Origin of the sequence: Paenibacillus sp. Lou8.1, from assembly GCF_024213565.1 — a bacterium.
Classification (GTDB): Bacteria; Bacillota; Bacilli; order Paenibacillales; family Paenibacillaceae; genus Paenibacillus; species Paenibacillus polymyxa_B.
In genome coordinates, this window is sequence record NZ_JANAVN010000018.1 from 1 (window position 1) to 25,490 (window position 25,490).

The 25,490-nt window shown below is 44.3% G+C and carries 22 protein-coding genes and 1 other annotated feature; of the genes, 14 read left to right on the forward strand and 8 right to left on the reverse strand.

Going from position 1 to position 25,490, the window contains the following annotated elements; genetic code table 11:
* Positions 1-71: 71 nt before the first annotated feature.
* Positions 72-530 carry a DUF5662 family protein gene (locus NLX78_RS22325; protein ID WP_250267713.1) on the reverse strand — a complete coding sequence of 153 codons (459 nt, stop codon included), beginning with the start codon at positions 528-530 and terminating at the stop codon, positions 72-74.
* A 124-nt stretch (positions 531-654) separates the two neighbouring features.
* Positions 655-914 (reverse strand) — a binding site (T-box leader).
* A 345-nt stretch (positions 915-1,259) separates the two neighbouring features.
* Complete coding sequence (locus tag NLX78_RS22330; RefSeq protein WP_254351539.1) at positions 1,260-1,703, reverse strand: hypothetical protein; 444 nt, start codon at positions 1,701-1,703, stop codon at positions 1,260-1,262.
* 316 nt (positions 1,704-2,019) lie between these two features.
* Here NLX78_RS22330 and NLX78_RS26925 point away from each other — a divergent pair, with 316 nt between their 5' ends.
* Positions 2,020-2,169, forward strand: coding sequence for a YjcZ family sporulation protein (locus tag NLX78_RS26925; protein ID WP_483311692.1), 150 nt, complete (start codon positions 2,020-2,022; stop codon positions 2,167-2,169).
* Between the two features lie 191 nt (positions 2,170-2,360).
* Entirely contained in the window at positions 2,361-2,588 is a 228-nt protein-coding gene (locus NLX78_RS22340; RefSeq protein WP_254351540.1) for a hypothetical protein, read from the forward strand.
* Positions 2,589-2,760: 172 nt separating this feature from the next.
* Here the strand turns inward: NLX78_RS22340 and NLX78_RS22345 are convergent, their stop codons facing one another.
* On the reverse strand, positions 2,761-3,168 hold the full coding sequence (locus tag NLX78_RS22345; protein WP_254351541.1) for a MerR family transcriptional regulator: 408 nt from the start codon (positions 3,166-3,168) through the stop codon (positions 2,761-2,763).
* 218 nt (positions 3,169-3,386) lie between these two features.
* Between NLX78_RS22345 and NLX78_RS22350 the strand changes: the two genes are divergently transcribed.
* From NLX78_RS22350 to NLX78_RS22360, 3 genes are all read left to right on the forward strand, one after another.
* On the forward strand, positions 3,387-4,331 hold the full coding sequence (locus tag NLX78_RS22350; protein WP_254351542.1) for an MBL fold metallo-hydrolase: 945 nt from the start codon (positions 3,387-3,389) through the stop codon (positions 4,329-4,331).
* A gap of 604 nt (positions 4,332-4,935) precedes the next feature.
* Entirely contained in the window at positions 4,936-5,805 is an 870-nt protein-coding gene (locus NLX78_RS22355) for a helix-turn-helix transcriptional regulator (RefSeq protein ID WP_254351543.1), read from the forward strand.
* 100 nt (positions 5,806-5,905) lie between these two features.
* Positions 5,906-7,234 carry a prolyl oligopeptidase family serine peptidase gene (locus NLX78_RS22360; protein ID WP_254351544.1) on the forward strand — a complete coding sequence of 443 codons (1,329 nt, stop codon included), beginning with the start codon at positions 5,906-5,908 and terminating at the stop codon, positions 7,232-7,234.
* Between the two features lie 200 nt (positions 7,235-7,434).
* On the opposite strand, the gene NLX78_RS22365 is transcribed toward NLX78_RS22360, so the two are convergent.
* Entirely contained in the window at positions 7,435-8,223 is a 789-nt protein-coding gene (locus tag NLX78_RS22365) for a polysaccharide deacetylase family protein (RefSeq protein ID WP_254351545.1), read from the reverse strand.
* A 371-nt stretch (positions 8,224-8,594) separates the two neighbouring features.
* Between NLX78_RS22365 and NLX78_RS22370 the strand changes: the two genes are divergently transcribed.
* Positions 8,595-8,969, forward strand: a complete 375-nt coding sequence (locus NLX78_RS22370) for a PH domain-containing protein (RefSeq protein WP_254351546.1) — start codon at positions 8,595-8,597, stop codon at positions 8,967-8,969.
* A 112-nt stretch (positions 8,970-9,081) separates the two neighbouring features.
* Here the strand turns inward: NLX78_RS22370 and NLX78_RS22375 are convergent, their stop codons facing one another.
* The gene (locus NLX78_RS22375) at positions 9,082-9,399 is read right to left on the reverse strand and encodes a hypothetical protein (RefSeq protein WP_254351547.1); all 318 of its coding nucleotides are present in this window, start codon (positions 9,397-9,399) and stop codon (positions 9,082-9,084) included.
* Positions 9,400-9,591: 192 nt separating this feature from the next.
* On the opposite strand from NLX78_RS22375, the gene NLX78_RS22380 reads away from it, so the two are divergent.
* The 6 genes from NLX78_RS22380 to NLX78_RS22405 all read left to right on the forward strand — a co-directional run bounded on the left by NLX78_RS22380 (position 9,592) and on the right by NLX78_RS22405 (position 16,318).
* Positions 9,592-10,557, forward strand: a complete 966-nt coding sequence (locus NLX78_RS22380; RefSeq protein ID WP_043882098.1) for a carbohydrate ABC transporter permease — start codon at positions 9,592-9,594, stop codon at positions 10,555-10,557.
* Positions 10,554-11,375 carry a carbohydrate ABC transporter permease gene (locus tag NLX78_RS22385; RefSeq protein WP_209949644.1) on the forward strand — a complete coding sequence of 274 codons (822 nt, stop codon included), beginning with the start codon at positions 10,554-10,556 and terminating at the stop codon, positions 11,373-11,375. Before NLX78_RS22380 ends, NLX78_RS22385 begins: the two co-directional genes overlap by 4 nt.
* Positions 11,376-11,499: 124 nt before the next feature.
* Complete coding sequence (locus NLX78_RS22390) at positions 11,500-12,864, forward strand: ABC transporter substrate-binding protein (protein ID WP_250259016.1); 1,365 nt, start codon at positions 11,500-11,502, stop codon at positions 12,862-12,864.
* A 256-nt stretch (positions 12,865-13,120) separates the two neighbouring features.
* A complete protein-coding gene (locus tag NLX78_RS22395; RefSeq protein WP_250259014.1) occupies positions 13,121-13,705 on the forward strand; it encodes a TetR/AcrR family transcriptional regulator in 585 nt (194 codons plus the stop codon).
* A gap of 23 nt (positions 13,706-13,728) precedes the next feature.
* Positions 13,729-15,093 (forward strand): HlyD family secretion protein, encoded by a 1,365-nt coding sequence (locus NLX78_RS22400; RefSeq protein WP_209949640.1) that lies wholly within the window; start codon positions 13,729-13,731, stop codon positions 15,091-15,093.
* Between the two features lies 1 nt (position 15,094).
* Positions 15,095-16,318, forward strand: coding sequence for an ABC transporter permease (locus NLX78_RS22405; protein WP_254351548.1), 1,224 nt, complete (start codon positions 15,095-15,097; stop codon positions 16,316-16,318).
* Between the two features lie 296 nt (positions 16,319-16,614).
* Here the strand turns inward: NLX78_RS22405 and NLX78_RS22410 are convergent, their stop codons facing one another.
* Entirely contained in the window at positions 16,615-19,212 is a 2,598-nt protein-coding gene (locus NLX78_RS22410; RefSeq protein ID WP_254351549.1) for a glycine betaine ABC transporter substrate-binding protein, read from the reverse strand.
* Positions 19,187-20,410 (reverse strand): quaternary amine ABC transporter ATP-binding protein, encoded by a 1,224-nt coding sequence (locus NLX78_RS22415; protein ID WP_029516322.1) that lies wholly within the window; start codon positions 20,408-20,410, stop codon positions 19,187-19,189. Before NLX78_RS22415 ends, NLX78_RS22410 begins: the two co-directional genes overlap by 26 nt.
* 516 nt (positions 20,411-20,926) lie before the next feature.
* Between NLX78_RS22415 and NLX78_RS22420 the strand changes: the two genes are divergently transcribed.
* Both NLX78_RS22420 and NLX78_RS22425 read left to right on the forward strand, forming a co-directional pair.
* The gene (locus NLX78_RS22420) at positions 20,927-21,490 is read left to right on the forward strand and encodes a GbsR/MarR family transcriptional regulator (RefSeq protein ID WP_028543060.1); all 564 of its coding nucleotides are present in this window, start codon (positions 20,927-20,929) and stop codon (positions 21,488-21,490) included.
* Between the two features lie 153 nt (positions 21,491-21,643).
* Positions 21,644-23,125, forward strand: a complete 1,482-nt coding sequence (locus NLX78_RS22425; protein ID WP_254351631.1) for a carboxylesterase/lipase family protein — start codon at positions 21,644-21,646, stop codon at positions 23,123-23,125.
* 143 nt (positions 23,126-23,268) lie between these two features.
* Here the strand turns inward: NLX78_RS22425 and NLX78_RS22430 are convergent, their stop codons facing one another.
* Complete coding sequence (locus NLX78_RS22430; protein ID WP_254351550.1) at positions 23,269-25,299, reverse strand: methyl-accepting chemotaxis protein; 2,031 nt, start codon at positions 25,297-25,299, stop codon at positions 23,269-23,271.
* Between the last annotated feature and the right edge of the window lie 191 nt (positions 25,300-25,490).

Consider the following 25,490-nt stretch of genomic DNA (forward strand, 5'->3'; position numbering starts at 1 on the left):
GCGCTAAACTAAAGGTGAAATCCTGCGAATTCATGAGTTTGAGTGAGAAAACTTAATCACTTCGAGGGAGCTCAATGGTTTATCTTTCCCTTGAGGGATGTTAGAAGCTCAAGTTCTCTTTTCGTTGCAGGATGAACAACTATGCTATCTGTAAGGTTTAGGGTAGATTCTTTTACCTTTCTCCCCCATCTCCTTGAAAAGGAGCGCCAATCACATACCATCTCGACGACATACTTCCTCGGCATGGGTAATACCTCTTTGGTGTCGGGATTAACAACCCAATATTCCCAATGATGCTTGTTTTTACGTTGGTGACGAAGCCATGCGTATTTCCAATTCAACTCATCTTCTAAATTCAAAGGTTTTCCAGAGTGAAATTTTTTTGCGTAGGGAAAGAACTCAGCCGGTGAAAATTTCGACCAATCATGAATAATCCCCTGAATATACAAGCCTTCCTTCCAACATTCAATGAGAACATTCAATTTGTGATTAAGGATGTATAAGAAATATTTCAAATAAGCTTTCATCATTGGATTCATATCTCCTTTCCATAATAACCTTCATTTTGCTTGAAAGGCCTCCCCATGATTATTAATGCTAATTGGCTTTCTACTTCTCCAAAAAGATAAAAAATCCCACCTCCAAGAACGAAGTCTTGGGGACGAGATCTCGTCGTGGTACCACCCCAGTTCGCTAATCTGTCTTCAGATTAGCCTCATCGAGTACGGCATGCCAACACATACTTATACTCTAGCTCTGTAACAGGAGCTCCTGTCACACCATCCCCCGAACTAGTTCAAGTTTCGATGTGATGCTCAGAGACTTGATTCAATAAGATCTCCTTTACTCCTTTTCAGCTACCAGAGTTCTCTGTTAAAGTAAACCTTATTTACTCTTCTCGTCATTGCATTTGTTTAATTTTACCAAATACCTATTGAGTTTGTAAATACAAGAATGTTGGAACTATCCTGCCCGTTAGCTTAACGTCGCCGTTCAGTCTACAACTTTTCAGCAGGCCGCCGTGATATGTTAGATCTGGAGATTAAGACAGGGAGGCGTACAGAGGACATAAAGGCGGGTTTGCTAGCCTTGGAGCAGGATAACTATATCTTCTCTTGTGTGAAAACAAAACGGACACGCGACACATTGTAATCCTGGAGGACTGGGATAGAGATCCAAAGGTTACTACGCCGCCAACGCCCCCAGGAAGCGCTAATAGGTACTATACGGAATATTAAAACCCTGGATTGCTCCGGGGTTCAATCATTTTGTGAAACTAATTTATCTTTGTTTTTATTCAGATAGTATTGAACTGCCCTGTTTTCGTCCGGGAACCCTTCTGTGAATTTTTCTAGCTGGACGGAGAAAACTTTTCCGTTTTTGATCTCTACCGTTAACTCAGGATCGGTATAATCAGTACCATAAGAATAATAAATTGATTCGGATGCGTTCATTTGAGTCAATGGATTGCCTAGATTTTCCACAACTTTTTTTACTGTATCACCCACCACGACCTTGCGTTTGATATCTTTTCCCTTTTGGTAAACACCTACATATTCAAGAATTCCCTTATGGAAATGAAGGTACTGATTGTTATAAAAAAAGCAACATTTCCACTGTATGCGATCTGATAATATTCCGTTTCTATTTTCATGTTTTTGAACTTTGGTTGTAGATCGGAAAAGGCGGAGCCTAGCATCCAATCACCTATAGTAGTGTAATTTTCGTAAGGTTTTTGAGCATATACGCCAGGAAGAACGAATGAACAAAAAATGATTACTGTAAAAATTGCAATACATATTTTTTAAACGATATTGACATTCGATTATTCACCTCAGTTTTATTTTAAGATAGTCTATCAGTACTAGGAATATTTTTCTATATATTCACAAAATAGACCAAATGAATTACGCTTATAACAACACATACGAAAGCATCGATGACACCCTGCTGGCTAAGCTGGTTGGATGTTTTTTGATTTGCTGTTTAGCCCTGTCAATTTCTTTAAGGACACATACTATATACCGTAACTTAAAAAAAGGAGGAGTTCATGTAAGTGAATGTGGACATGAGCATAAGGCCAAACATTTTTGTCCTTTCACATCGACGGGTGCAATTTTGGTGCTCTTTATCCTGTTGGTCATAATTACTAAAGCGTGTTGGATTTAATTTTGTGAAAAGAATTGTTGGATAATACTACTTCACTTGACTTGACTCATTTTTTTAAGGATGGTAAAAAGTAGAGCCCAACAAGCGTATTTGGTAATAGCCTATGCGCTTGTTTGGTTTTGTCGGCAGGGGAATATTTTATTGAAGGATTTCTCAGATCATTCATCGAATGAATGACCGAGGTGATCAGCATGAAGCATACATATAAAGTGTTAAAATCGGATTTAGAACTATTTGCTGCTGCATTAAGCCAGGCAAGAATATATATGGTTCAGCCGTTGAACGAGGGTTTGATAGATATTGTGGATTACAGTGGAGCAGTGGAGAATATTACACCGGAGTCGGTTAAGATTAACGGAACTTTTTTCATGAGGAATCAGTTTGAATTTAGAGTAGATGTAAAGGGCTCAACTGGGTAACTGGTATGAGTCTACTTTTTAAATGTTCGTTGATAACTACAACAAAAGAAACAATGGTAGCCTAGGACGGGAAAATAAAGCCCTAGACTATCGCTAATTGATTGAACTAACGTTTCCCGTTAGTTCAATCAATTCTGTTGCCATCGTATATGCTGGTGGTGAACCAGGTCTTCTATATTACTATATCGTCTTTCGTAAGTTTTTGGTACAGGGCTATCTTCTCGTTAGCAAGGGAAATCATGCACTCAAGTTCCTGCCGCTTGGATTCCAGTTCCACCAGATGTTTTTCCAGAATTTCTATCCGTAGGTGTAAGGCAGGAGTAAAATTAGCAACTTCTTCCCCTTTTTGAATTTTATCCAGTACACATCCGTCACGAGTAAATTCCGTAATCTCCTCAAGCGACAATCCCAATTTTTTTAATCTAATTAAACATTGTATATATGAAACCTCACTTTCGGTATAAATGCGTGTCCTTCCATTTCTTCGATTTGGTTCCTGTAGCACTCCAATTTTTTCATAATAGCGAATCGTATAAGGAGTTAGCCCCGTTCTTTCTGATACTTGACTTATAGTAAGCATTGTTTTTTATGTCACTCCTTTTTTCTAAACCAAAATTTAAAACTATTTAAGTCAACTCGAAGTCGATATTGCACCTCTAACTTCATTTCAAAATTTGTGCTTGATTTCTAGTTGACTCTAACTTGTAAGCTAAAGTTGCTAATTGATATACATGAAACATAAAAAAACTAAAGATAAAAGGAAATGGTGTCAAACTTATTTTGATGGAGGCATAAACAATGAACAACAAATATTTCACGATTCAACAAGCAGCGGAAGGTATCTGGGGTGCTATTTCGGTACCTGGTAGTGGTTCGCTGGGGAATGCAGCAATTATTGACATTGGGGATTTGACCGTTGTTGTGGACACAACCAACCTACCGCATTCTGGTGCTTTGTTACGTCAAACCGCAGAACAATTAACGAATAAACCAATTAAATATGTGATCAATACTCATTTCCATGGAGATCACGTCAACGGCAATCAGGAATTCATGGAAAGTGATTTTATATCTACCGTTTGGACAAGAGATTTGCTATCTGAAATGGGTAAAGTGAATATTGATCTAATGCAACAAAACATTCAGAAGTTAATAAATAGCCTACATCAAGTACGTTCACAAGAAAAAAATCCGCACATGTTAACCGAAATCGGCTATGATCTTTCCGTGCAGAGAGCCCTGTATGATGCTGTCCCTTCCCTTCGTAGGGTGATACCCACGATAACTTTTGACGATAAACTAGTTATAAAAGGAGCAAAACGCACTGTCGAAGTTTTATCTTACGGAGGCGGCCATTCTTTAAGCGATGCCGTTATTTACGTGCCTGAAGAACGAACCTTGATTGCTGGTGATTTAATAACCAACAAGACGATTCCGGTCATGCCATACGGTAATCCCTACGCTTGGATACGCATCCTTAGACGCATTCAAAGAGATCTGAAGATAGATACTGTCATTCCCGGGCATGGAGATGTGTCCACTCCAGATAAAATCCTAGATGTCATTCGCTTTTTAGAAAAAACGATCGCTTATGTGTCTGAAGCTGTGACGAGCGGAAAACCAGAGTCTTACTGGTTAAATGAAGGTGTATTAAATGGCTATGAAGATTGGCATCTAGCTCAGTATTTCAGATGGAATTTTCGCTGGCTCTTCAATACAATGCTTGTTCAAAATAATAGATGAGACACAACTAGCACTCCCTTTAACTCCACCAGATTCACAAGGCCAGTTCTGAGGGCGGATGTAGACGAATAAAACTTTCTGAAGATAAGCCCAAACAAGCTATACAATAGAAGATAAGTTTTACGACGTTCCTCTGTGAGAGTAAATCAAAGATGGGCGGCATGATGTAATAGGTTGAAAAAACCTTATGCATCAAGGGCTTCTATGATTAGACGCCCTGTTTGACCACATAGTGTAAAACAAAAGGCTGATTATGGACACTCTCATAATCAGCCTTTTATAATGATCCAAATTGCAGTGTTATATATAGACTTACACATGATCTATAAGGTTTTATCGTTTCATTACGCCTTAAATGAAAGCGTTGACATGATTTTCAACCCGCTATATACTTAGCTTAATTAAATGAATAGCACTAGGATTGTTACTGTTACGCAGGCAAAACCTAAGGAACAAAATGTTAAGATCTAAGGATCTTATGTATTTTGTTATACTTAGGTTTTTTTGTTTATAGAGAGAGGAAGGTTAAATACAAGTGGTTTCGGCACTCTGCTGAAGCCATTTTCTTCTATTTATGAGTTCACATCTGAGAGGAGCGACAAACTTGGAATACAAATATGAGCTGGTCCAGGCAGACAATCATTTTCCGTTAAAAATTATAGTTCATTCCTCCAATGAACCAGCGTACATACCTAGGCATTGGCACGATAGCATCGAAATATCCTATGTGCTTTCAGGGAAAATCGATAATATCTATATTGATGGCGCCAGTTATAGCTCCAAAGAAGGAGACATTGTGCTCATTAATTCGAATGCTATTCATTCCTTTTCTGTGGCTAAGGGACAAGGAAGAGAGGCTATAACGGTTCTGATTCCTTCTGAATTTGTTAACGGCAGCAATCCCATTTCATTTGACTGTATTTCCATTTTCGAAACTAACGAGCAGAGATTACAGCATTTTGCGGAGCTGCGTGACTTATTAAACACCTTATTTGCGGCTTATCTCAACCAGCATAATGATCCTTTAGCACATATCCATTTAACGTCATTATCTTATAAACTGGTGTATCTGTTATTAATGCATTTTAAAATGGATCATGAATCTATCCGTGGCTTTAACTCCGATAAATATTTGGAGCGGCTGACGTTGATAACCGATTATATCAAAAAGAATTACGATCAAAGTTTATCCTTGTATTCCATAGCTCAGGTTTTTGGGTTGTCTCCCGAATATTTGTCCCGTTTTTTTGTGAAGCATGTAGGGATGACCTTATTTCAATATATCAATGCCATCCGTCTGGAGAGATCTTTTCGAGTTCTCATGAATACGGATCATTCCATCATACAAATTGCGCTGGAGCATGGATTTCCGAACGAGAAGTCTTTTGCCAGGGTATTTAAAAAGGTTTATCAGGCAACACCGCATCAATATCGAAAAGAGAACAAGAGGTATTCTGGAGCAAGGAGTCAGTAATTGACCTGAAATAGGCTAATAAAAGACAGGATACAAATAAAAAAATCATTAAAATAAATAATGTAAGCGTTTTATTAATGGACCCGGGAGGTAAGACATCATGTTTAAACGGTTTCAAAAGGCTGCTAAAACAACTATGTTATTCACTTTAGCTATCGGTACGACCCTTGCTTTCAATTCCGGTGCATGGGCCAAGGATGTAAAGATACAGCCCACCTCGTACCGGACGGTTGCGGAGGTTAAGGATTGGGGAGCAGCCATTACGAAGATCATTGTTAACCTGGGTAAGCCAGTACCTAAAGATGCGATAACAAAGGATACATTTAAGGTGCATGTGGGAAGAAGCGACAATAGGCTGGTAAATCCCTTTATTGAGAGTGGCAACCGGAAAGTCACCAAGGCCTATGTATCGGACAAAAGTGGCAACCCTGTAAATAAAACCGGAAGCTATGTGGTATTAGAAATGGAAGTCGGCCCAGCCTTAACACTAAGCTCAGCTATTCATTATGATGCGGCAGGTTCCGGGTTTAACGCATGGAATGATAACAAATACACAATCACGCAGCAAAAAGCTATTAAAACCACATCAGGAACGATTTCCGGCTTGAAAATTGATACTTCCGCAGGTCAGATACGGAAGCTAGTTGATCAATTTGCAACCGGCAAAGCTACTTTTGACGGGATTACTTTAACCTATGCGGACTATGCACCGTCAAAAGACAAAGTGAAAAACCCCTTGGTGATCTGGCTGCATGGTATGGGTGAGGGAGGTACAGATCCGACGATTCCGATTTCCGGAAATAATGCAGCGAATTTTGCATCTAAAGATATTCAAGCCTATTTTGAAGGGGCTTATGTGCTGGCACCTCAGACTCCAACCTACTGGATGGATGGTTTTACAGGCTTCGGAGACGGCACCTCCAAATACGAGCAAGCATTGATGTCCTTAATTAAGGAGTACGTGGCCAAGAACAAAGACATTGATACAGATCGAATCTACATTGGCGGAGACTCCAACGGCGGTTACATGACTATGCTGATGATCCGTGATTATAAAGACTATTTTGCAGCCGCTGTGGTGGCCTGTGAAGCCTTGAAGGACAGCCTTATAACCGATGAACAGATTAACGAAATGAAGGACCTGCCGATCTGGTTTGTGGCTGCCAAAACCGACACCGTGGTTCCGCCGAACGATTATACGGTTCCGACCTACAACCGTTTAGTGAATGCTGGAGCAAAGGATGTTCATATGTCGTTATTTGATAACGTAGTAGATACCTCTGGTTTGTACAAAAAGAGCGACCAAATACCGTATGAATACAATGGCCACTGGTCTTGGATTTACGTCTATAACAACGAAGTATCGAAGGTGATTAACGGAAAGAAAATAACGATGATGCAATGGCTAGCCTCCAAAACGTTGGACTGAAAGGTACAGCTAGCAAATGAAAATAGCAATAGGATGTAATAGGCTTCTTTAAAGTTCAAGCCAGCCTTACCGTACATTCTCTGAGTCATTCGTTAACAACACATTATCCGGAGAATTATCAGTTCCTTATTGAGTTTTCGCAAAATCCTCATGTATAAAACTCCGTCAACAAATAATTGACGGAGTTTTATTGCTCTCTTTTACTTATTCACTTCAATGAGCCCATCCGGTTTCTCCCGATTAGAGAGTAATTCGGATACCGTGACGAAGGTAAACCCTTTCTTCTTGAGCTCCGGTAAAATGATTTTCAGGGCTTCGACGGTTTGTGTACTTTGATGTACATAATCGTGCATCAGGACAATGTCGCCATTACGGGCGTTGCGAAGCACCCTATTAGCGATACGGTGTATGCCTGGTTTTCGCCAATCCAGGGTGTCCTGATGCCAGGACCATAAAATAATTTTCAGTCCCTTCTCTTTGGAGAGCTTGACTAACGAATCGGTATAGGAGCCGCCGGGGGGCCTAAAAAGATGGGTTCCCGCACCAGTTGCTTGAACGATGCTCGCTTGGCCTTGATCTAATTCTGTCAGAGCTTTGTTACGGGAAATATACTGAAAAGATGAATGATAAAAGGTATGATTGCCTACTTCATGCCCTTCTGCTCGTTCTCGTTTCACAATATCAGGAAGCTTTTCTACACGGCTGCCGACGACAAAAAAGGTCGCTTTAGCATTGTACTCTTTAAGCAAATCCAAAATGGCAGGCGTATTGCTTTCGTCCGGTCCGTCATCGAATGTGAGAGCGATAAGCTTACGATGGGTAGGAACTTCCCACACAATGTCGCCCCGTTCTTCGTAATAGGCCCTTCCCTTTGTAGGAGTGGGGGAGGCGGATGATGGGGCTTGTGCATTGGTAGATGGAGTGGGACAAGAGCTGATACACAGTAAAGAAACAGCGATTCCAGCGCACAGCAAACGGTTGTATTTCATAAGGCTTCTTCTCCGTTCTAACGTATTCTCACATTAGCTTGCCAAGAAGAAGCGTATACCATTCCTCGTTTCTGAAATTCATCAATTCCAATCACTTAAAATTAGATCTAATTGCTTCTTCAGCAATGCGCAGATTGCGGAGTTATGCTGAAAAAGAGTGATAGCTTGCTTGTTGATAACATTCTGTACCCATGTTAAGTTGTACATATCCATCCTTGGTTTCAATGTGCAGTTGAGGTAGGTCATTGTCCAGTTCGTGAGAGTCTTAATCTGACGAAAAATGAAGAGGTCGACGGGACAAGCCGCAAAAGCTGATCTGAGGTCAAGAAGCTGCGACTCGTTCCTGAACTTCGAACAGGAGATGAGACGGGATGCAAACAAATGAAAAAGAGTTGCAAGCTATTAGTATGACGTTAGAAGCGGGCGAACACATCCGATCATGTATGGGGTGTACATATGATTTGCAACAGAGCTCCCAGAAGATATCGCATCATGGAATGCTGGCAGTGACATCCCAACGAATCATCTTTTATTCCTGCACTATGGGTACTCCTTGGGTCAAGTTCATCAATTATCACCATATTTCACTGGCTAAGCTGGATAAGGGTTTGTCGGATTCTAGGGGGAACATCACGCTGATCAATCAGGGTGTGAACGAGGTGTTCACCCACCTGCCGAGTGGAGATTGTATAGAAAGGTTTATAGCTGTACTAGAGCAAGAAGCAGGTATCTCTTGTGAGAACTAATGATTATGAAAAACAAATAACTAAAACCTCCAACTTCGTAATGTGCCAAGAAGGCTCCTTACAGAATTTGGAGGTTTTTTTGTCTTTTAATTAGAGAGATGTGGATCGAGCGTCAGCTCAACAGAGTTATAACCAATAAATTATATAACACCAACGGCAGAATGACATTGTTGTAGGCATAGGAGCGATCAGGGGTGGTGCCTGAGAAGGGTGAGTGATATTGCTGAGGGACTCTTAAATACAAATGATCCGCATCGATGTGAATAATCGTTCCTTCATATACTTGATGATCCATCGTTTGCACCCTAACCGTGTGATTCATGTAGGGGCTTAATTGATAATGCAAATGATCGTGGATATTTTTGAGTTCCGCCTGTAATTCCGGTCTAGCTTGATATAAAGTTTGCGGATTGACGGTGTTGTATGGCATTCGCCTCTAACCTCCATACCCTGTAATGATGCATTATATGCAGGAGTCTATGTCCTTGTGCTTATACCTATAGAGAGTTGCTTTTACAAAATGAAAAAACATTAACATTTTACTCCAGTCCATTTGACGTTCCCTTTACATCAAAACGATACACTTACTGAGGTTGGTTTGAAAAGAAAGGGGCGCTCCGTTTTGGGTGAGCTTAACAAATCTATGGGACTGGGGACGAGGAGTCAGCAACAGACTTCGTCTAAAGCCCGCATACGCACGGGTTCGCTAAAAATTCAAAGATTGCGCGAAAACGCGCTGGCGTATACCTTTTTGGCTCCATCGCTTATTTTGTTTGCTGTATTTATGTTTTACCCGATGATCAAGTCCGTATATCTCAGCTTGCATTCTACAGATCCCGCAGGAAACGTTGCAGCTTATGTGGGGTTAGATAATTTTACTACACTTTTCAGTTCGGGACTGTTTCTACAAGGAATTAAGGTCACACTCCTGTTTGCACTGTTAACAGTACCAGTAGGTATTTTATTGGCGCTGGTACTGGCTGCACTTACACACAGTAAATTGCGGGGAATGCGTATCTTCCAGTTTGCCTTTTCGCTGCCGATGGTGTTGTCGGTCGGTTCATCTGCGGTCATTTGGAAATTTCTTTTTCATCCGACACTGGGGATGTTCAACTATGTGCTTTCCCTGCTACATATTAATCCGGTTCCGTGGCTGACCAGCCCGGATTGGGCGCTGTTCTCAGTAGCCATGATGACCATCTGGATGAATCTTGGCTTCAATTACATTATCTTATCGAGCGGACTTCAAGGGATTCCAGATGACATGTATGAAAGTGCCAAAATGGACGGAGCTGGCCCGCTCGTCACGTTCTGGCGTATCTCCCTGCCACTGTTATCACCGACGATCTTTTTTGTAACAGTAGTCTCCATCATTGGGGCCTTCCAGTCTTTTGCTCAAATTAACATTTTGACCAAAGGCGGTCCGGTGAACAGTACGAATGTATTCGTGTATTCCATCTATCAGGAGGCTTTCGTTAATTTCCGGTTTGGAACGGGGAGCGCGCAGGCCATTGTCTTGTTTGCCGTCATTCTGCTGCTCACGATGATTCAGTTCAAATGGGTGGAAAGAAAGGTGCATTACCAATGAAACGACACCTGAATTCAACATTGCTGTATGTACTGCTTACGATTGCAGCTGCTCTCATTTTGTATCCGGTTATATATACGTTTTTTATGGCAGTCATGTCGCCGGAGGAAGCAAGCGCTTATCCACCAAGCTTTCTTCCACATTCTTTTCATATGGCAAATTTCACTGAAGTGTTTGAAATTGTTCCGATTGCAGCCTTTATTGGAAATACATTTCTCATTTCGGGTCTGACGATGATTGGGCAGTTGATTACAGCCAGCTTGGCGGCCTACGCCTTTGCCAAAATGGAATTCAAGGGAAAAAACTTCATCTTCAGCATGTTTGTAGCGACGATGATGATCCCTTGGGAAGTGACCATTATTCCAAACTACCTGACGGTACGAAGCTGGAACTGGCTTGATACATATCAAGGATTGACGGTTCCTTTTCTGGCGACGGCATTCGGAACATTCCTGTTAAGGCAATTTTTTCTCCAGCTTCCCAAGGAACTGTTTGAGGCGGCTCGTATGGATGGGTGCGGACATATCCGTTACTTTGTGTTCCATGTGCTTCCATTATCGCGCCCTGCGCTTGGAACACTGGCTGTGTATTCCTTCCTGAATATGTACAATTCGTACCTCTGGCCTTTACTGATCACCAATAGTGAGAATATGCGTACGGTACAGATCGGAATATCCATGCTCGAATTTCAGGAATCGACTTCATGGAATCTGGTGTTTGCGGGTACGGCACTTGTCATTTTACCGTCTCTGCTCCTGCTGATCTTTGGACTAAAGCAGTTGGTACGTGGAATGGCAGCGGGTGCGCTTAAAGGCTGATCACATATTTCAAATGAAAAGCAACACCTGCGCAAGCAGCCCATATACAGAGCTTCAACACACAAGAATATCGCAAGAGAATGCCAATTCAAGATCATTTAATCAAAGGGAGAGAAGAGAGATTATGAGATTTTTTCGTCTGAAAAGTACATTGACCCTGCTTATTCTGACTGCCATGGTGGTTGCAGCAGGTTGTAGCAATAATACTGCTGCAGAGAAGCCGAGTAATGGTAGTGATGGGGCAGCAGCGACTTCTCCAGTGAAGCTGACTTGGTGGCATTCGATGTCCGGTAACGGTGAAAAAGCAATCAAGCAGATCGCTGCTGACTTTAACGCCAGTCATAAGGACATTCAGGTAGAGCCAGTATATCAAGGCAAATATGATGATAGCTTGAACAAGCTGAAAGCGTCGCTTGGTTCCAACAGCGGCCCGGACATCATTCAAGTATACGAAATCGGTAGTAAATTCATGATCGACTCCAAAATGATCACACCTGTACAACAATTTATTGATGCAGACAAGTTCGATCTGTCGCAGCTAGAGCCGAATATTACACGATACTACACGATTGATGGTAAATTGAACGCCATGCCGTTCAATACGTCAAACCCGATACTATACTATAACAAGGATGCATTCAAAGCCGCAGGACTTGACCCAGCTAATCCTCCGAAAACGTATGCTGAGTTCGAAAAGGCTGCAAAAGCCTTGAGCAAGGATGGTAAATCCGGTGCTTCCATTGCCATCTACGGCTGGTTTATGGAGCAACTGTTTGCCAATCAGAACGCGGATTATGTGAATAATGGCAATGGTCGTGACCAAGCGGCAACGGAATCCATGCTGAATTCGGATGCCGGTGTAAAAACGCTGACGTGGTGGAAGAAAATGATCGATGAAAAGGTTGTATCCAATCTGGGACGTAACTCAGACGATACGGCAAAGGCTTTTTCCGCAGGACAAATTGCGATGACGCTGGATTCCACCGCTTCGCTGCGTAATATTGTGGAGCAGGTTGGCGATAAATTTGAAGTAGGCACCGGATTCCTGCCAAGAGCCAATGAAGCTAAAGAAGGCGGCGTGGTTGTAGGCGGCGCGAGTTTGTACATTATGAACAACAAACCTGAAGCCCAACAGAAGGCAGCGTGGGAGTTCATTAAATTCGTCGCTTCCCCAGCTGTACAGGCACAATGGAGTGTAAATACCGGGTACTTCCCGATCACGAAAGCAGCCTATGACGAGAAGGTACTCAAAGACAATATGGTAAAATATCCGCAATTCCAGACGGCGGTTGACCAATTGCACGCATCGGCACAATCCACCGCTACACAGGGCGCAGTGATGGGCGTATTCCCAGAAGCGCGCCAAATCGTCGAAGGTGCAATCGAGGCCGTTCTGAGTGGCCAGCAACAGCCAAAACAGGCATTGGATCAAGCTGCACAAGAAATTACAGGCAAAATTGCGCAATACAATCAAACGGTGAAAAAATAGTCGGCCTTCCCTTAAAATCGGTTGATAATCTGTAGAATGGCCCCCTTATCATCCGATTTTATGACATAGCGGATCGAATGAGTGACCCCCTCACTTATTCGATCCGTTTTTGCATTTTTATTTTTTAGAATAAGCGTTTAGACGAAATGTCTAAAATGAATTATTTTCATTTTTCCTATTGCTGGGTAACTAAAGATGGGCTTATAATAAATACATAATTTTTGTACTGGACGGTCAGTTCAAAAAAGGAGGAAGCATGAAACAGCAAACGAAGGAAATTATTTTTAACGGCGCACTTAAAGCCTTTTCCGAACGAGGATTTAACGAAACAAACATGGAAGAAATTGCTAAGGTTTGTGGCATAGCCAAAGGAACCCTGTACTACAATTTTAAAAACAAGCAAGAATTGTACATTTACATTTTGAAGATGGGGATGGAGCGATTTGTGCAGGATATCCGTGAAGCGATGGCTCAGGTTCCTATGGATCAGGTAGAACTGAGGGTTCACAAGCTGATCCAAGTACATATTGAGTTCATTGGGAGAGAGCCGGATTTCTGCCGTTTACTGGTTAGCAAGGGATGGGTCTCACAGGAACAGCATTTTAATATTAGGCAGGTGCTGGCAGACTACTTTGATTTTATGGAGGCGGAGATCGATTCCGGTAAGTTATATGGGAAAATTTCAAGTAAGCTGGATGCCAAAACAACAGCCAATTGCTTATTTGGGATTTACATTTTCGCTCCGATGCGGTCCATGGTTTGGGGCGAAACGATGAATCTGCAAGAGGTTCGAGAAAGTATTGAAGTATTTGTGTGTAATGCATTGGGCATGCAACATTAATAGACAGATGGAGTGATGAAAACATGAAAGCTAAAAAATATACGATTTACGTCGTACTTATTATTTTAATCGCGGTAGGAATTTATGCCTTGACTGCTTTCCCACGGGGTGGGAGCAGCTTGTCTGCGGATCAGTCTTCTTCCATACCTACGGCTTATGTGGAGTCGGATACCCTCAATGCCAGCTTTAAAATGGCAGGACGGATTGACCAGATGCTCGTCAAGGAAGGCGATCAGGTTAAAAAGGGGCAGGTATTAGCCCATCTGGAAAGTCGCGAGTTGGAAGATAAGGTGAAGCAGGCACAGGCGGCGTTGCTGGCAGCTAAGAGTAATGTATCCAAAGCAAAAGCCAGTGTGTTGCAGGCTCAAGCAGGCGTAGGTCAGGCACAGGCTACTGTGAGCGCCGCTCAGGCCAAGAAGAGCCAAGGTACGACATCGGTCAGTGTGACCGCTGAGGCATCCTCCAGCCAGATCGAACAGGCCAAAGCGGCTGCGAACGCCGCCAAGGCAAAACTGGATGCGCTCAAGAGCGGGGCAAGACCGCAGGAGCTTGAGCAATTGCAAGTATCTGTGAAGATAGCCAAGGAAACGCTGGACCTGACCGTTAAAAATCTGGAGCGTGCCAAAAAGCTTCAAGAAGCCGGAGCAGCAACCCAGGCATCTTTGGATCAAGCGACATTGGAACATCAACAGGCAGTGGCCAAGTATAATGCAGAGTCGCAAAAATTGGATATGGCACGGGAGGGAAGCCGCAAGGAGGAAATTACGGCGGCTGAAGCTCAATACCGTCAAGCCTTGGCTGCGGTGAAGGAAGCACAGGCAGGAGCGGGCAAAGTTGCTGTGCAACAGGAAGATGTCAAAGCTGCTCAGGCTTCGGTAGAACAAGCGCAATCTGCTGTGAAGGCGGCGCAATCCACAGTTGAGCAGGCTCAATCTGCGGTTGCAGGTGCCAATGCTCAGGTAGCCCAAGCGGAAGCCGCGCTTCAAGAGGCTCAGACCTATTTGAGCTACACGACGCTATATGCGTCTGAAGATGGAATCGTAAAATCCAAGTCGCTTAGCTTAGGTGAAATGGCTAGCGCAGGATTCCCGGTCTATACCATTGAAACTTCGACACAACGTTGGGCTAAATTCTATGTACCTGAAACGTCTCTGAATGGCCTTCAAGCAGGGGATACTGTCCAAATTAAATTGCTGTCTGGCGGTAAGGAGCTGAAGGGTAAAGTCATTCTGTTAGAATCGGCTGCTGACTTTGCCATTCAAAAACCGAGCCAAAGCTCCGGTGACAAGGATGTCCGTTCCTTCGGTGTTAAAGTAGCATTGCCGGACCTTGCTGCTTCGGTTCCAACAGGCTCCACGGTCCTGTTTACAGGCAAAGGGGCGCAGTAATATGCAGGATTCACAGGAAAGACTTCGTATCCGCGATGTGTTTCGCGAGGAATGGCTGAGCATCTTCCGGGACCGCCGCTTTATGGCTATTCTGCTGATTACGCCGATTGTGTATACGATACTATTCGGCTTCCTATATTCACATCAGCGGATTACCGAGATGCCTGTCACAGTGTACGATGGAGATAATTCACAGCTCAGTCGCCAGATCATTCAGGCGTTCGATTCGACCGACTCATTTGCCGTTACACGGCAAGCGACCAATCAGGAAGATGCTGTCCGTCAGGTAGAGACCGGGGAAGCTAAGGTCGGAATCGTCATTCCCGACAACTTTACGACTCGGCTTAAGCATGGGGAGAATCCACCCGTGCTCACGCTGATTGACGGCAGTAATATGATGTATTCCAATAGTGCCAGTCGGATTGCGAATCAGGTCATTAGCAGCGTGAGCGCTGGAGTATCGGTCAATTCCATGAAACAAAAGGGAATGAACGCCGATCAGGCCGCGTCGACGCTGACTACCATCCCGTTCCGATCCAGAGTGCTATTTAACCCGGTATATGATTATAAGCTTTTCATGCCACTAGGGGTTATCTCTGCGGCTCTCCAGCAGTGTTTGCTGCTTGGTATCGCGTTGTCCTGCACGCGTGATAAGGAAGCAGGGACTTGGGGAAGATTTGGTGCATGGAGAAATACCCCTTGGCGTTTGGCTATTGCCAAACTGGCACCGTATTATGCAGCGGGAGCTTTCAATGTGCTGACTGTATTCAGTATCAGTGCTTTATGCTTTGATATTCCGTTTAGGGGACAGGTACTGCCGTTAATTTTGGTGTCGCTGGTCTTTAACTTTGCCTTGTGCGGATTAGGCTTCCTGTTCAGTCTCTTTTCCAAGACCAGAGTGGATGCGACCCAAACGCTGATGCTGATTGCTGTTCCTTCCTTTATGCTGTCAGGCTATACGTGGCCATTAGAGGCAATGCCCGGCTTCTTGCGGGGGCTTGCTGAAATATTGCCACTGACGTATTACCTGGATGCTGTACGGAACATCACGCTCAAAGGACTGGATATCACCTACATCTTTAAAGATATGATCGCTCTAGGCGTCATTGGTTGTGTGAGTCTGCTGGTGTCCTTTGTGATCTATCCGTTATTCTTTAGACAGCACCAGACGACAGGGCAGCATGCCGATGTGCCAGCTCAAGAAGGATTCACGCTAAAAGGCTGAGAGCAACTTTAAATATGGAACTCATAAAAAGGCAGATCAGGGGTAAACCCTGATCTGCCTCAGGCTGTCGAGAAACCCCCTGTTTTTTTGCAGGGGGTTTAAAACTGTCTTAGTGGTCTAAAAACTAGGGTCCTCAGATCGTTTTAAATCGATTTTTGTTTTAAAAGATGCGTCTCCCCATATAAAAATAGAATTGTCGAAAAGTCCTCTGGACTTTCTCGACACTCTGAGGCAGATCAGGGGTAAACCCTGATCTGCCTTTTGCTTGTTCATATGGTTTAAAAGTGGAAAAAATATTATTGCGGCGGCTGAAGATCCTCGATAGAATCAATCGGCACATAGGATGGAACGACAAGCCCGGACATAACGCCAGTCATGCTGGTTCCGATGTCATCCACCTTATCCTTGTATTGAGCCCAATAATCAGCATGCGTCAATGGAAGCCAAGCGGCAGCAGTAGCATCTACACTTCCGCCGGCCACGCCAGTCCACATCGGGCCGATTTCCACTTGCAGGGCTGTTACTTTATAGCCCAATTTTTGTTCCAATACATATTTCAATACGTTCGTACTGGCAATTTCAGAATCCCAAGCAGCGTAGCTCAGCTTCAAAGGATCACCGTTGACGGGCTGTAGGCCCTTGATCCATGCCTGTACCTTGTCAGGATGTTTATCAGCCCAGTTCTTGGCAGCCTGCTGTGGGGCAATACCGTCCTGAATCGCGATCATCACTTCACCCATATCTTCAGCAGTCCACTTAAAGCGGCTTAGAAATTCATAAGCCACAGGAGCATCCTGCTTTAAACCTTTGCGGGCGATTGTATGAATTTCTTCCTTATCACCGTACGCTTTTTTAGGATCTTTCAAGTATTTCAAATCATATTTGTTAAACATCCAGTGAGGAGTCCAACCTGTTACGACGATAGGCTGCTTGGCTTTGATAGCTTTATCCAGTGTAGCGGTCATAGCAGCTCCAGAGCTTTCAAGCAGCTTCCAGTCGGATAAGCCATAGTCATTAATAGCTTTAGCGGTCAGCTTCATTAGTCCGGCGCCAGGGTCGGTACCGACAATGCGGTAACCGACCTCTTTGCCAAAGTCCTCGGTTGTGGCGGAAGCCGGAGCCGCTTCGGCTCCGTTATCCTGCAAATCAATAATCGATTTAACATCCATGTAAGCTGGAACGACCAATCCGGTTTTAACACCGCTCATATTAGCCCCAAGATCGTCGAGCTTATCCTTGTATTTAGCCCAGTAATCCGCATGTGTTAACGGCAGCCATGCAGCCGGTGAAGCATCTACATCACCACTAGCGACACCCGTCCACATAGGACCTGCTTCCACTTGAAGTGCGGTTACTTTGTAACCTAGTTTGTTCTCCAAAATATAACTTAGCAAATTCGTACTGGCAATTTCGGAATCCCAAGCGACATAACTCAGCTTGAACGTGTCGCCATTGACAGGTTGCAGTCCTTTAGTCCATTCCTGAACCTTATCGGCATGTTTCTCCGCCCAATCCTGGGCAGCTTGTTCAGGACTGGTTCCGGCTTGAATGGCAACCATCATTTCACCCATATCTTCCGGTGTCCATTTGAAACGTTTTAGAAACTCATAAGCGATAGGAGCATCCTGTTGCAAGCCTTTACGGGCAATCGTATGAATCCCCTCGGCTTCACCATAAGACTTCTTAGGGTCTTCCAAATATTTGAGATCATACTTGTTGAACATCCAGTGAGGAGTCCAACCCGTAATAATGATCGGTTTTTTCGCTTTAATGGCTTTGTCCAGTGTGGCCGTCATAGCTGCACCGGAACCTTCAACCAGCTTCCAATCAGACAAATTGTAGTCTTGAATTGCTTTGGCAGTCGATTTCATAATGCCTGCCCCGGCATCAATACCGATAATTTTGTAACCGACTTCTTCGCCAACCGGGTTGGCAGCAGCGTTACCTTTGCCAGATGCGGAATGATCTGTATCAACAAAATATTGGGAAGCACCAGCGATCAAAATGACAGCTGTAACTGCAGAAGTAATCCATACTTTTTGCTTGCTGGATACGCGGCTTTTGCCTTTTTGCGTAGGTTTAAACAGGTTTTGCGTAAAACGGTCAAGCACAATAGCCAGAACGACAACAGCTAAGCCGGCTTCAAAACCTTTACCGATTTGCAGCTGTGTCACAGCACGGTATACAACAGCACCGATGCCTTCTGCACCGATCATGGAAGCAATAACAACCATGGATAGTGACAGCATAATCGTCTGGTTAATACCAGCCATTAAGGTAGGCAATGCCAGTGGAAGCTGAACTTTGAACAGCTTTTGCGCAGAGGTTGAACCGAAAGCATCTGAGGCTTCGATGAGCTCACCTGAGACTTGCATAATCCCCAAGTTAGTCATGCGAATGGTTGGGGGGATAGCAAAGATAACAGATGCGATAACACCAGGTACAACACCCAGACTGAAAAAGGTAACCGCTGGGAGCAAGTACACGAACGCAGGCATCGTCTGCATAAAATCAAGTAAAGGCGTGATAATGCGGGATGCGGATTTACTGTATGCACACCAGATCCCGATGGGAATCCCGATAACAATGGATACGAGTGCAGACGTGATGACCAGTCCGAGCGTATTCATTGTTTCACTCCAATAGCCGAGATTATCAATCAGCAGGAAGCCGATGACAGTAAACAGCGTAAGCTGAACCCGCCCGATCATAAAGGCGATAATCCCGATGATCACGATGAACACCAGAGGGTGCGGAAGCATGAACAGGCCTGAGAAAAAGCCTACTACAGCTTCTATAATAGAAGAAATAACATTAAACAATCCAGCCAGATGAATACCCATCCAGTCGACAATGGATTGAATCCACTCAGCGATTGGCAGTTTCGGTATCATGGGCATTCACCTCCTTTGTAGTGGTAACATCTCCACCAAGTGCGCCGAGCAATGCTCCACGGACGATAACGCCCAGCAGCTTTTGCTTGTCATCGACCACAGCCAGCGGCACCTTGGACGAGCTTGTAATTTCAAACAAATCATTAATGACAGTCTCGGCAGCAACCTGCGGTCCGTCAGTAATCAAAATATCTTCAATTTTCAAATTATTGCGCAGTGCATGAACAGCATCCTCGGCGTTAATAACACCCAGTAGCTTTTTAGTACGGTCAATGACGAACAAATTGGAAATCCCACGCTCCCGCATCAATTCCAGAGCCACACGCGGACCACGATCCATGGTGATGGTTTCTGGACGAAGCATGACATGAGCAGCCGTCAATACCTTGGACAGATCCACATCCTCGACGAAGCGGGCTACATAAGAGTTAGCCGGTTGGATCATAATTTCTTCCGGTGTACCGATTTGTACGACCGCACCGTCTCGCATCAAGGCAATCCGGTCACCAATCCGCAACGCTTCATCCAGATCATGGGTGATAAACACAATTGTTTTCTTCATTTTATCTTGAAGCTCCAACAGCTCATCCTGCATGTCACGGCGAATGAGAGGGTCCAATGCACTGAACGCTTCATCCATCAGGAGCACTTCAGGGTCATTAGCCAGCGCCCGTGCCAGGCCGACACGCTGCTGCATACCGCCACTCAATTCATCGGGCATTTTATCGCCCCAGTTTTTAAGACCAACCAGTTCCAACGCTTGTTGCGCCTTTTCCTGACGCTGTGCTTTTTCTACCTTTTGAATTTCAAGACCATATTCTACATTTTCTAATACAGTCCGATGTGGGAACAGAGCGAATTTTTGAAAAACCATGCTGATGGTTTTACGACGAACTTCGCGAAGTTGTTCTTTGTTCATCTTACGGAGATCTTTGCCATGGACCAGAATTTCACCGGAGGTAGGCTCAATCAAGCGATTTAGCATTCGCACCAAAGTGGACTTGCCACTGCCCGATAGCCCCATAATTACGAAAATTTCACCTTGCTTAATTTCCATGTTGGCCTTATTGACACCAACAGTAATCTGTTTTTCTTTGGCCAACTTTTCCTTGCCCCAGCCTTGCTCCAGGAGCGGAACACCTTGCTCTGCGTGAGGACCAAAGAGTTTGCTGACATTTTTGACTTCCAAAATCGTCATACATACACCTCTTCTTTCTATACTTTGCTTGGTATTAACCCCTTGTTGCATTAAGGATTGAGTATAAAAATCATAATTCTGAACATCCTGAACGGTTAATGACAAAATTAATTGTAACAGAAGCATTGCTTACATTTCAAATAAAAAAACTGTTCATAAAGTACGTACAGAAAAAACTGTACAAAGTTTCCTCTGATATGCTCCTTCGTTCTATAGAATGCTCAAACATTCGGAACTTTACAACCGATAGTGCTTTTTTTAAAATAGACAATGAAATATAACCATAAGAAAAAGATTTATGTATATCCATAATTTTAAAAGTTTACTATCATTAGCAATTTTGCGAATTATGATTTTGAACGATCCATGCTGTTGTAATATAGACAGAAGCTTTGTTTTTGAAACATTTCATTTATTAATTGAAAGATTTCATACATTGCGTCAAAGCTAATCTTTTACGGGTAAATCGTTCATACTAGGTTGTGCAAAATGCTCTAAAATTAGGAGGTTGCAAGCATGAGCTTGTACCAGTTAGGTGATGAGCAGCAGGCTTCGCTGCAAAAAATTCGCAAACGTGTTATAGAAGCTATAGGTAAAAACATGGACCTGTATGGGATCACTTTGTCTGCGGGGCATTTATACGGTTTGCTTTTCTTTGCGGATAAACCGATGACGCTGGACGAGATGGGCCGTGAAATGGAAATGAGCAAAACGAGCATGAGTACAGGAGTTCGAACATTATTGGATCTGAAAATGGTAAATAAGGTTTGGAGCAAGGGCTCACGCAAAGACTTGTATGAAGTCGAATATGACTGGCATCAAACCTTCACTGACTTCTTCGCTATTAAATGGAGAAAAGCGGTAGAAACAAATTTACTGGTGTTGCGCAAAGCCATTGATGAGCTGGACAGATTGATGAATCAGGGTGAAGAGTACGAGGAATTTAAGGCGATTCTTCAGCAAGATCGTATGAAAATGAAGCAGGCCGTCGCTTATTACAAGTGGCTAGACCGACTAATTGATTCTATGGAAAGCGAAGAAATTTACAAGCTGATTCCGAAAGAAGAAGTTCGGGATTAATCGCTATTTCTCTATCTTGTTTATAAAAATGCCGGAGCGCAAAAGTGCTTCCGGTATTTTTTGGTTTGGCCGTGTGCAAAGGGTATAATAGAGATATGTAAAGATTGATATTATACCGTTGTGTTGAAGATACGAAATAAAGGAGGCTTCATGATGGAGAGTATTACAGTACATACTCGTTTAGGTCAATTACGTGGGGAAACCGGGAATGGATATCATGTATGGAAAGGTATCCCATATGCACAGCCTCCTGTTGGAAAACTACGTTTTCACGCGCCCCAGCCTTTGGAGTCTTGGGAGGGTGTACGGGCTGCGACGAGTTTTGGGCCAATCTGTCCGCAACCTATGCCATCCGCTGAAAGTATGACTGGAAATCTGGTGGAACCGCCTGAGCAGTCAGAGGATTGCTTATACCTGAACATTTGGACACCTGCTTCGAAGGCTCCTGAGAAGGGACGTCCGGTGATGGTGTGGATTCATGGCGGTGCCTTTGTCACGGGGTCCGGGATTATACCTTTATATGACGGGGAACGCATGGCGAAGAATGGCGATGTTGTGGTTGTTACGATCAATTATCGATTAGGGCCGTTAGGATTTTTGCATCTGACTCCAAAGGGAGATGGCCTGACCTCTAATGCGGGACTGCTGGATCAGATCGCTGCGCTGGAATGGGTTAGGGATCACATCTCTGCCTTTGGCGGTAACCCGGACGAAGTAACGGTGTTCGGTGAATCGGCAGGCGCGATGAGTATTGCCGCTTTATTGGCGATGCCATCCGCTGAGGGACTGTTCCAGCGTGCGATTTTGCAGAGCGGTGCGTCGCAGGTACTGCCAACCTCACAGGCCGAACAAGTGACGGCTGTGTATCTGCAGCAGCTGGGTGTGGACACTCAGCATCCAGAACGGTTGTTTACGCTGCCGACAGATGCGCTGATGCTAGCTATGGCGAAGACGCATGAAGTCATCGGACCAGGGATGGCGATGATCTATCAACCCGTCGTGGACGGTGTGACCTTGCCAGATGAACCGCTGTCTGCAATCGCGCAAGGTTCAGCAAAGCAGGTATCCGTTTTGATTGGAACGAACTTGCATGAGGGGGCCTATTTCATCCGAAAAGAATCCCATCTAATGAACAAGTCAACAGCGAGTCAGGCATTGGAAATGATGACGGGCATGTCAGACATCGGCGACCTGATAGAACCATTTCCTGTTACGATTGAGGGACAGGCACAAATGTTGACTGATCTATTTTTTTGGCGTCCTGCATTGGCTCTTGCTGTTGCGCAGTCGGCGCATGCGCCTGTATGGATGTATCGTTTTGATTGGACATTGCCGGGGCATCCTACCTTTGGACAAGCGGTTCACGGTGCCGAAATTGCGTTTGTTTTCGATAATCTGGAGCTGCTAGGTAAGCTTGGATTAGAGATTCAACCGTCGATGCAGAAGCTCGCTCAAGCTATGCAGCAGGCATGGGTTGCTTTTGCACGTGATGGGAAGCCTGTGCTGTCCGAGGAGGCTTGGCCGATGTACGACAGGGAAGAGCGGACTACAGCTATTTTCCATCAGGATATTAAAATGGAGCACGACCCCGAAGGAGATAGACGCCGTCAGTTAACCGGTCAGATGACCCTATAAGTAAATAAGAGAGATCACCCCAAGTACTCACATGGAAAAAGCCTTCGCCCGTAATTAGCATACGGACGAAGGCTTTTGTTAGTCATTAGATATACTGATGCTCATTCTTACTTTCATGAAATTGCAACGATACGATGTGTAACTTAAATCTTAAATCGCTTAACCAGCTGTTGCAAATCCTGCGCCATGTTGGACAACTCCTGAGACGAAGATGCGATTTCCTCCATGGCCGCCATTTGCTCCTGAGCGGCAGCAGAGGTTGTCTGCGAACTGTCCGCCGAATTGCGAGACAGACTTGCCAAATGGGTGACAGTAGCCGAAACTTCCTCTGTGCTGGCTGAGATTTGTTCAGCCGCAGCCGACACACTTTGAATTTGTTCCACAATATGAGATGTAGAGCGTTCAATATTCGTAAATGCACCTTCTGCATCTTGGCTAATACGTAATCCTTCACCTACCTGGTTACGAACATTACCGTTCATGGTAGCGGTGGAGCGTTGAATCAAATCGAGCATCTGAGTAATGATCTGACTGATGGAATCTGCGCTTTCCTTGGATTGCTCAGACAGCTTGCGTACCTCTATAGCGACTACGGCAAATCCACGCCCGGCTTCGCCAGCTCTGGAAGCTTCAATAGACGCGTTCAGAGACAACAAATTGGTTTGCTTGGCAATGGCGGCAATAGCTGTATTCATCTGCTTCGCATCGTCTGAGAGCTGGGATAGCTCATCCATCAGGCTAGCCGTTTGGCTTACAGCTTCCAGAATACGGTCCATTTGTGTGCGCACATGGCTGATCATTTGACTGCCTTGAGCTACATCATGCTCGGTTTGTCCTGCTGAATCCACGATGGAGCTTGCTGATTCGGCAATGGTGCTGACACCCTTGGCCATTTCTTCAACGGCATTAGCGGTTTGCTCGGATGCCTCGGCGCTGGTGGCTGCATTTTCTGCGGATTCCATAACCGTTTCCGCTACGTGTTGTACGGACTCCGTCGTTTGCTCTGTGCTTTCCTTGATCATCAGAGAAGAGGAAGCAAGTCGGGAGGACGTTTGATTGACCTCGGAAACCATCGTATGCAAGGAATGAGTCATCTGGTCAAAATTCTGTGCCAGTTCGCCGAACTCATCCTTGCTGGATAGGTTAACACGTTCGGTCAGATTTCCGTCACGGACGATGCGTGTTCCTGCTTGCAGCTTGCGCAGTGGAATTAAGAACGAGCGGACCATAAGCACAATGATGATCGCAGCGGCAAGTATGGAGATGACAATCACAATCAGGCTTTGCTTCAGAATCGGTTGGGCTGCATCACTGTAATCCTCCAGATCCGACAGTGCGACAATGCTCCAACCGGTGAGAGGGTCCTTAAGTGTAAAGGCCAGCATATCTCGATTCATAAATTGAATTTGCGACATGGAAGGAGTATCGTTTTCGACGGTTGTCGCCACTTCGGGAAGTCCCTCTATGGCGTCAGCCGGTTTTTTGCCTGTCTTGTTAAAGGCTGTTCCAGTCCCAGATACAACTTTATGTTCAGAATCAACAATAATGAGTCCTCCGCGTTCACCAATCTTAACAGACTGCAGACTTTCACCCATCTTGTCCAGATTCAAAGCCAATGCAACAGCTCCTTCACCGTCCTCCAGCGTTCCCGATATATTAACGACTAAATTCCCTGTCGTGACGCTGGCAACTGGAACACCGACGAATACTTTGCCCTTTTCCAGCATCGCATTTTTGTACCATTTTCTCTCCCGGGGGTCATAATCGGCCTCCTGTTTTTTCGGTGAACGTATGTATTGCCCTTTCGCATTACCGAGAAGCGCGGCATCTAGCTCGGGATGAGCCTTGACGATGACATCCAACTTTTTCTGAAGGGCCTCTTGGTTGGTACCAATGGAATCAGAATTGATTTCAGTGGTAAGCACGTCCAGGTCTTTCATAATGGGCGCTACATACTGATTGACATTGCTCCGGATCAGATACAGATTCGTGTATACGGAACCGCCCATTTGCTGACTGAGTTGTGTTGTAGCCCCCTGATAGGAAAAGTACCCGATAAGTACGCTCGGAATCAATAACACAGCCAAAAAAGATATTATTAATCTTGTCCTCATTAAATAAAACTGCTTGAGAAACCTGTTCCACCACGGAACTGTTTGTTTTGTTTTAGTCATAGTTCTTGCTCCTCTGTGTCTGATAATCACTACATTGTTTTATTCGACAGAAACCGACTAATTTTATAGATGTAATCTTTGAGAAACGAAGAATAATTACATGTTTTAGACACTTTTTCTGAAAGATGGGTCTAAAGAACTATATTTTATATGAATACGAATACATAAAAAAGCCAAATCGGAGATGCAAA

Excerpts from the sequence above, each read along its gene's own strand:
- NLX78_RS22425 (WP_254351631.1), top strand. The coding sequence starts at position 21,644 with ATGGAGAGTATTACAGTACATACTCGTTTAGGTCAATTACGTGGGGAA.
- NLX78_RS22325 (WP_250267713.1), bottom strand. The coding sequence starts at position 530 with ATGATGAAAGCTTATTTGAAATATTTCTTATACATCCTTAATCACAAA.
- NLX78_RS22410 (WP_254351549.1), bottom strand. The coding sequence starts at position 19,212 with ATGATACCGAAACTGCCAATCGCTGAGTGGATTCAATCCATTGTCGAC.
- NLX78_RS22430 (WP_254351550.1), bottom strand. The coding sequence starts at position 25,299 with ATGACTAAAACAAAACAAACAGTTCCGTGGTGGAACAGGTTTCTCAAG.
- NLX78_RS22395 (WP_250259014.1), top strand. The coding sequence starts at position 13,121 with ATGAAACAGCAAACGAAGGAAATTATTTTTAACGGCGCACTTAAAGCC.
- NLX78_RS22365 (WP_254351545.1), bottom strand. The coding sequence starts at position 8,223 with ATGAAATACAACCGTTTGCTGTGCGCTGGAATCGCTGTTTCTTTACTG.
- NLX78_RS22390 (WP_250259016.1), top strand. The coding sequence starts at position 11,500 with ATGAGATTTTTTCGTCTGAAAAGTACATTGACCCTGCTTATTCTGACT.
- NLX78_RS22345 (WP_254351541.1), bottom strand. The coding sequence starts at position 3,168 with ATGCTTACTATAAGTCAAGTATCAGAAAGAACGGGGCTAACTCCTTAT.
- NLX78_RS22375 (WP_254351547.1), bottom strand. The coding sequence starts at position 9,399 with ATGCCATACAACACCGTCAATCCGCAAACTTTATATCAAGCTAGACCG.
- NLX78_RS22420 (WP_028543060.1), top strand. The coding sequence starts at position 20,927 with ATGAGCTTGTACCAGTTAGGTGATGAGCAGCAGGCTTCGCTGCAAAAA.
- NLX78_RS22385 (WP_209949644.1), top strand. The coding sequence starts at position 10,554 with ATGAAACGACACCTGAATTCAACATTGCTGTATGTACTGCTTACGATT.
- NLX78_RS22360 (WP_254351544.1), top strand. The coding sequence starts at position 5,906 with ATGTTTAAACGGTTTCAAAAGGCTGCTAAAACAACTATGTTATTCACT.
- NLX78_RS22370 (WP_254351546.1), top strand. The coding sequence starts at position 8,595 with ATGCAAACAAATGAAAAAGAGTTGCAAGCTATTAGTATGACGTTAGAA.
- NLX78_RS22405 (WP_254351548.1), top strand. The coding sequence starts at position 15,095 with ATGCAGGATTCACAGGAAAGACTTCGTATCCGCGATGTGTTTCGCGAG.
- NLX78_RS22350 (WP_254351542.1), top strand. The coding sequence starts at position 3,387 with ATGAACAACAAATATTTCACGATTCAACAAGCAGCGGAAGGTATCTGG.
- NLX78_RS22415 (WP_029516322.1), bottom strand. The coding sequence starts at position 20,410 with ATGACGATTTTGGAAGTCAAAAATGTCAGCAAACTCTTTGGTCCTCAC.
- NLX78_RS22340 (WP_254351540.1), top strand. The coding sequence starts at position 2,361 with ATGAAGCATACATATAAAGTGTTAAAATCGGATTTAGAACTATTTGCT.
- NLX78_RS22400 (WP_209949640.1), top strand. The coding sequence starts at position 13,729 with ATGAAAGCTAAAAAATATACGATTTACGTCGTACTTATTATTTTAATC.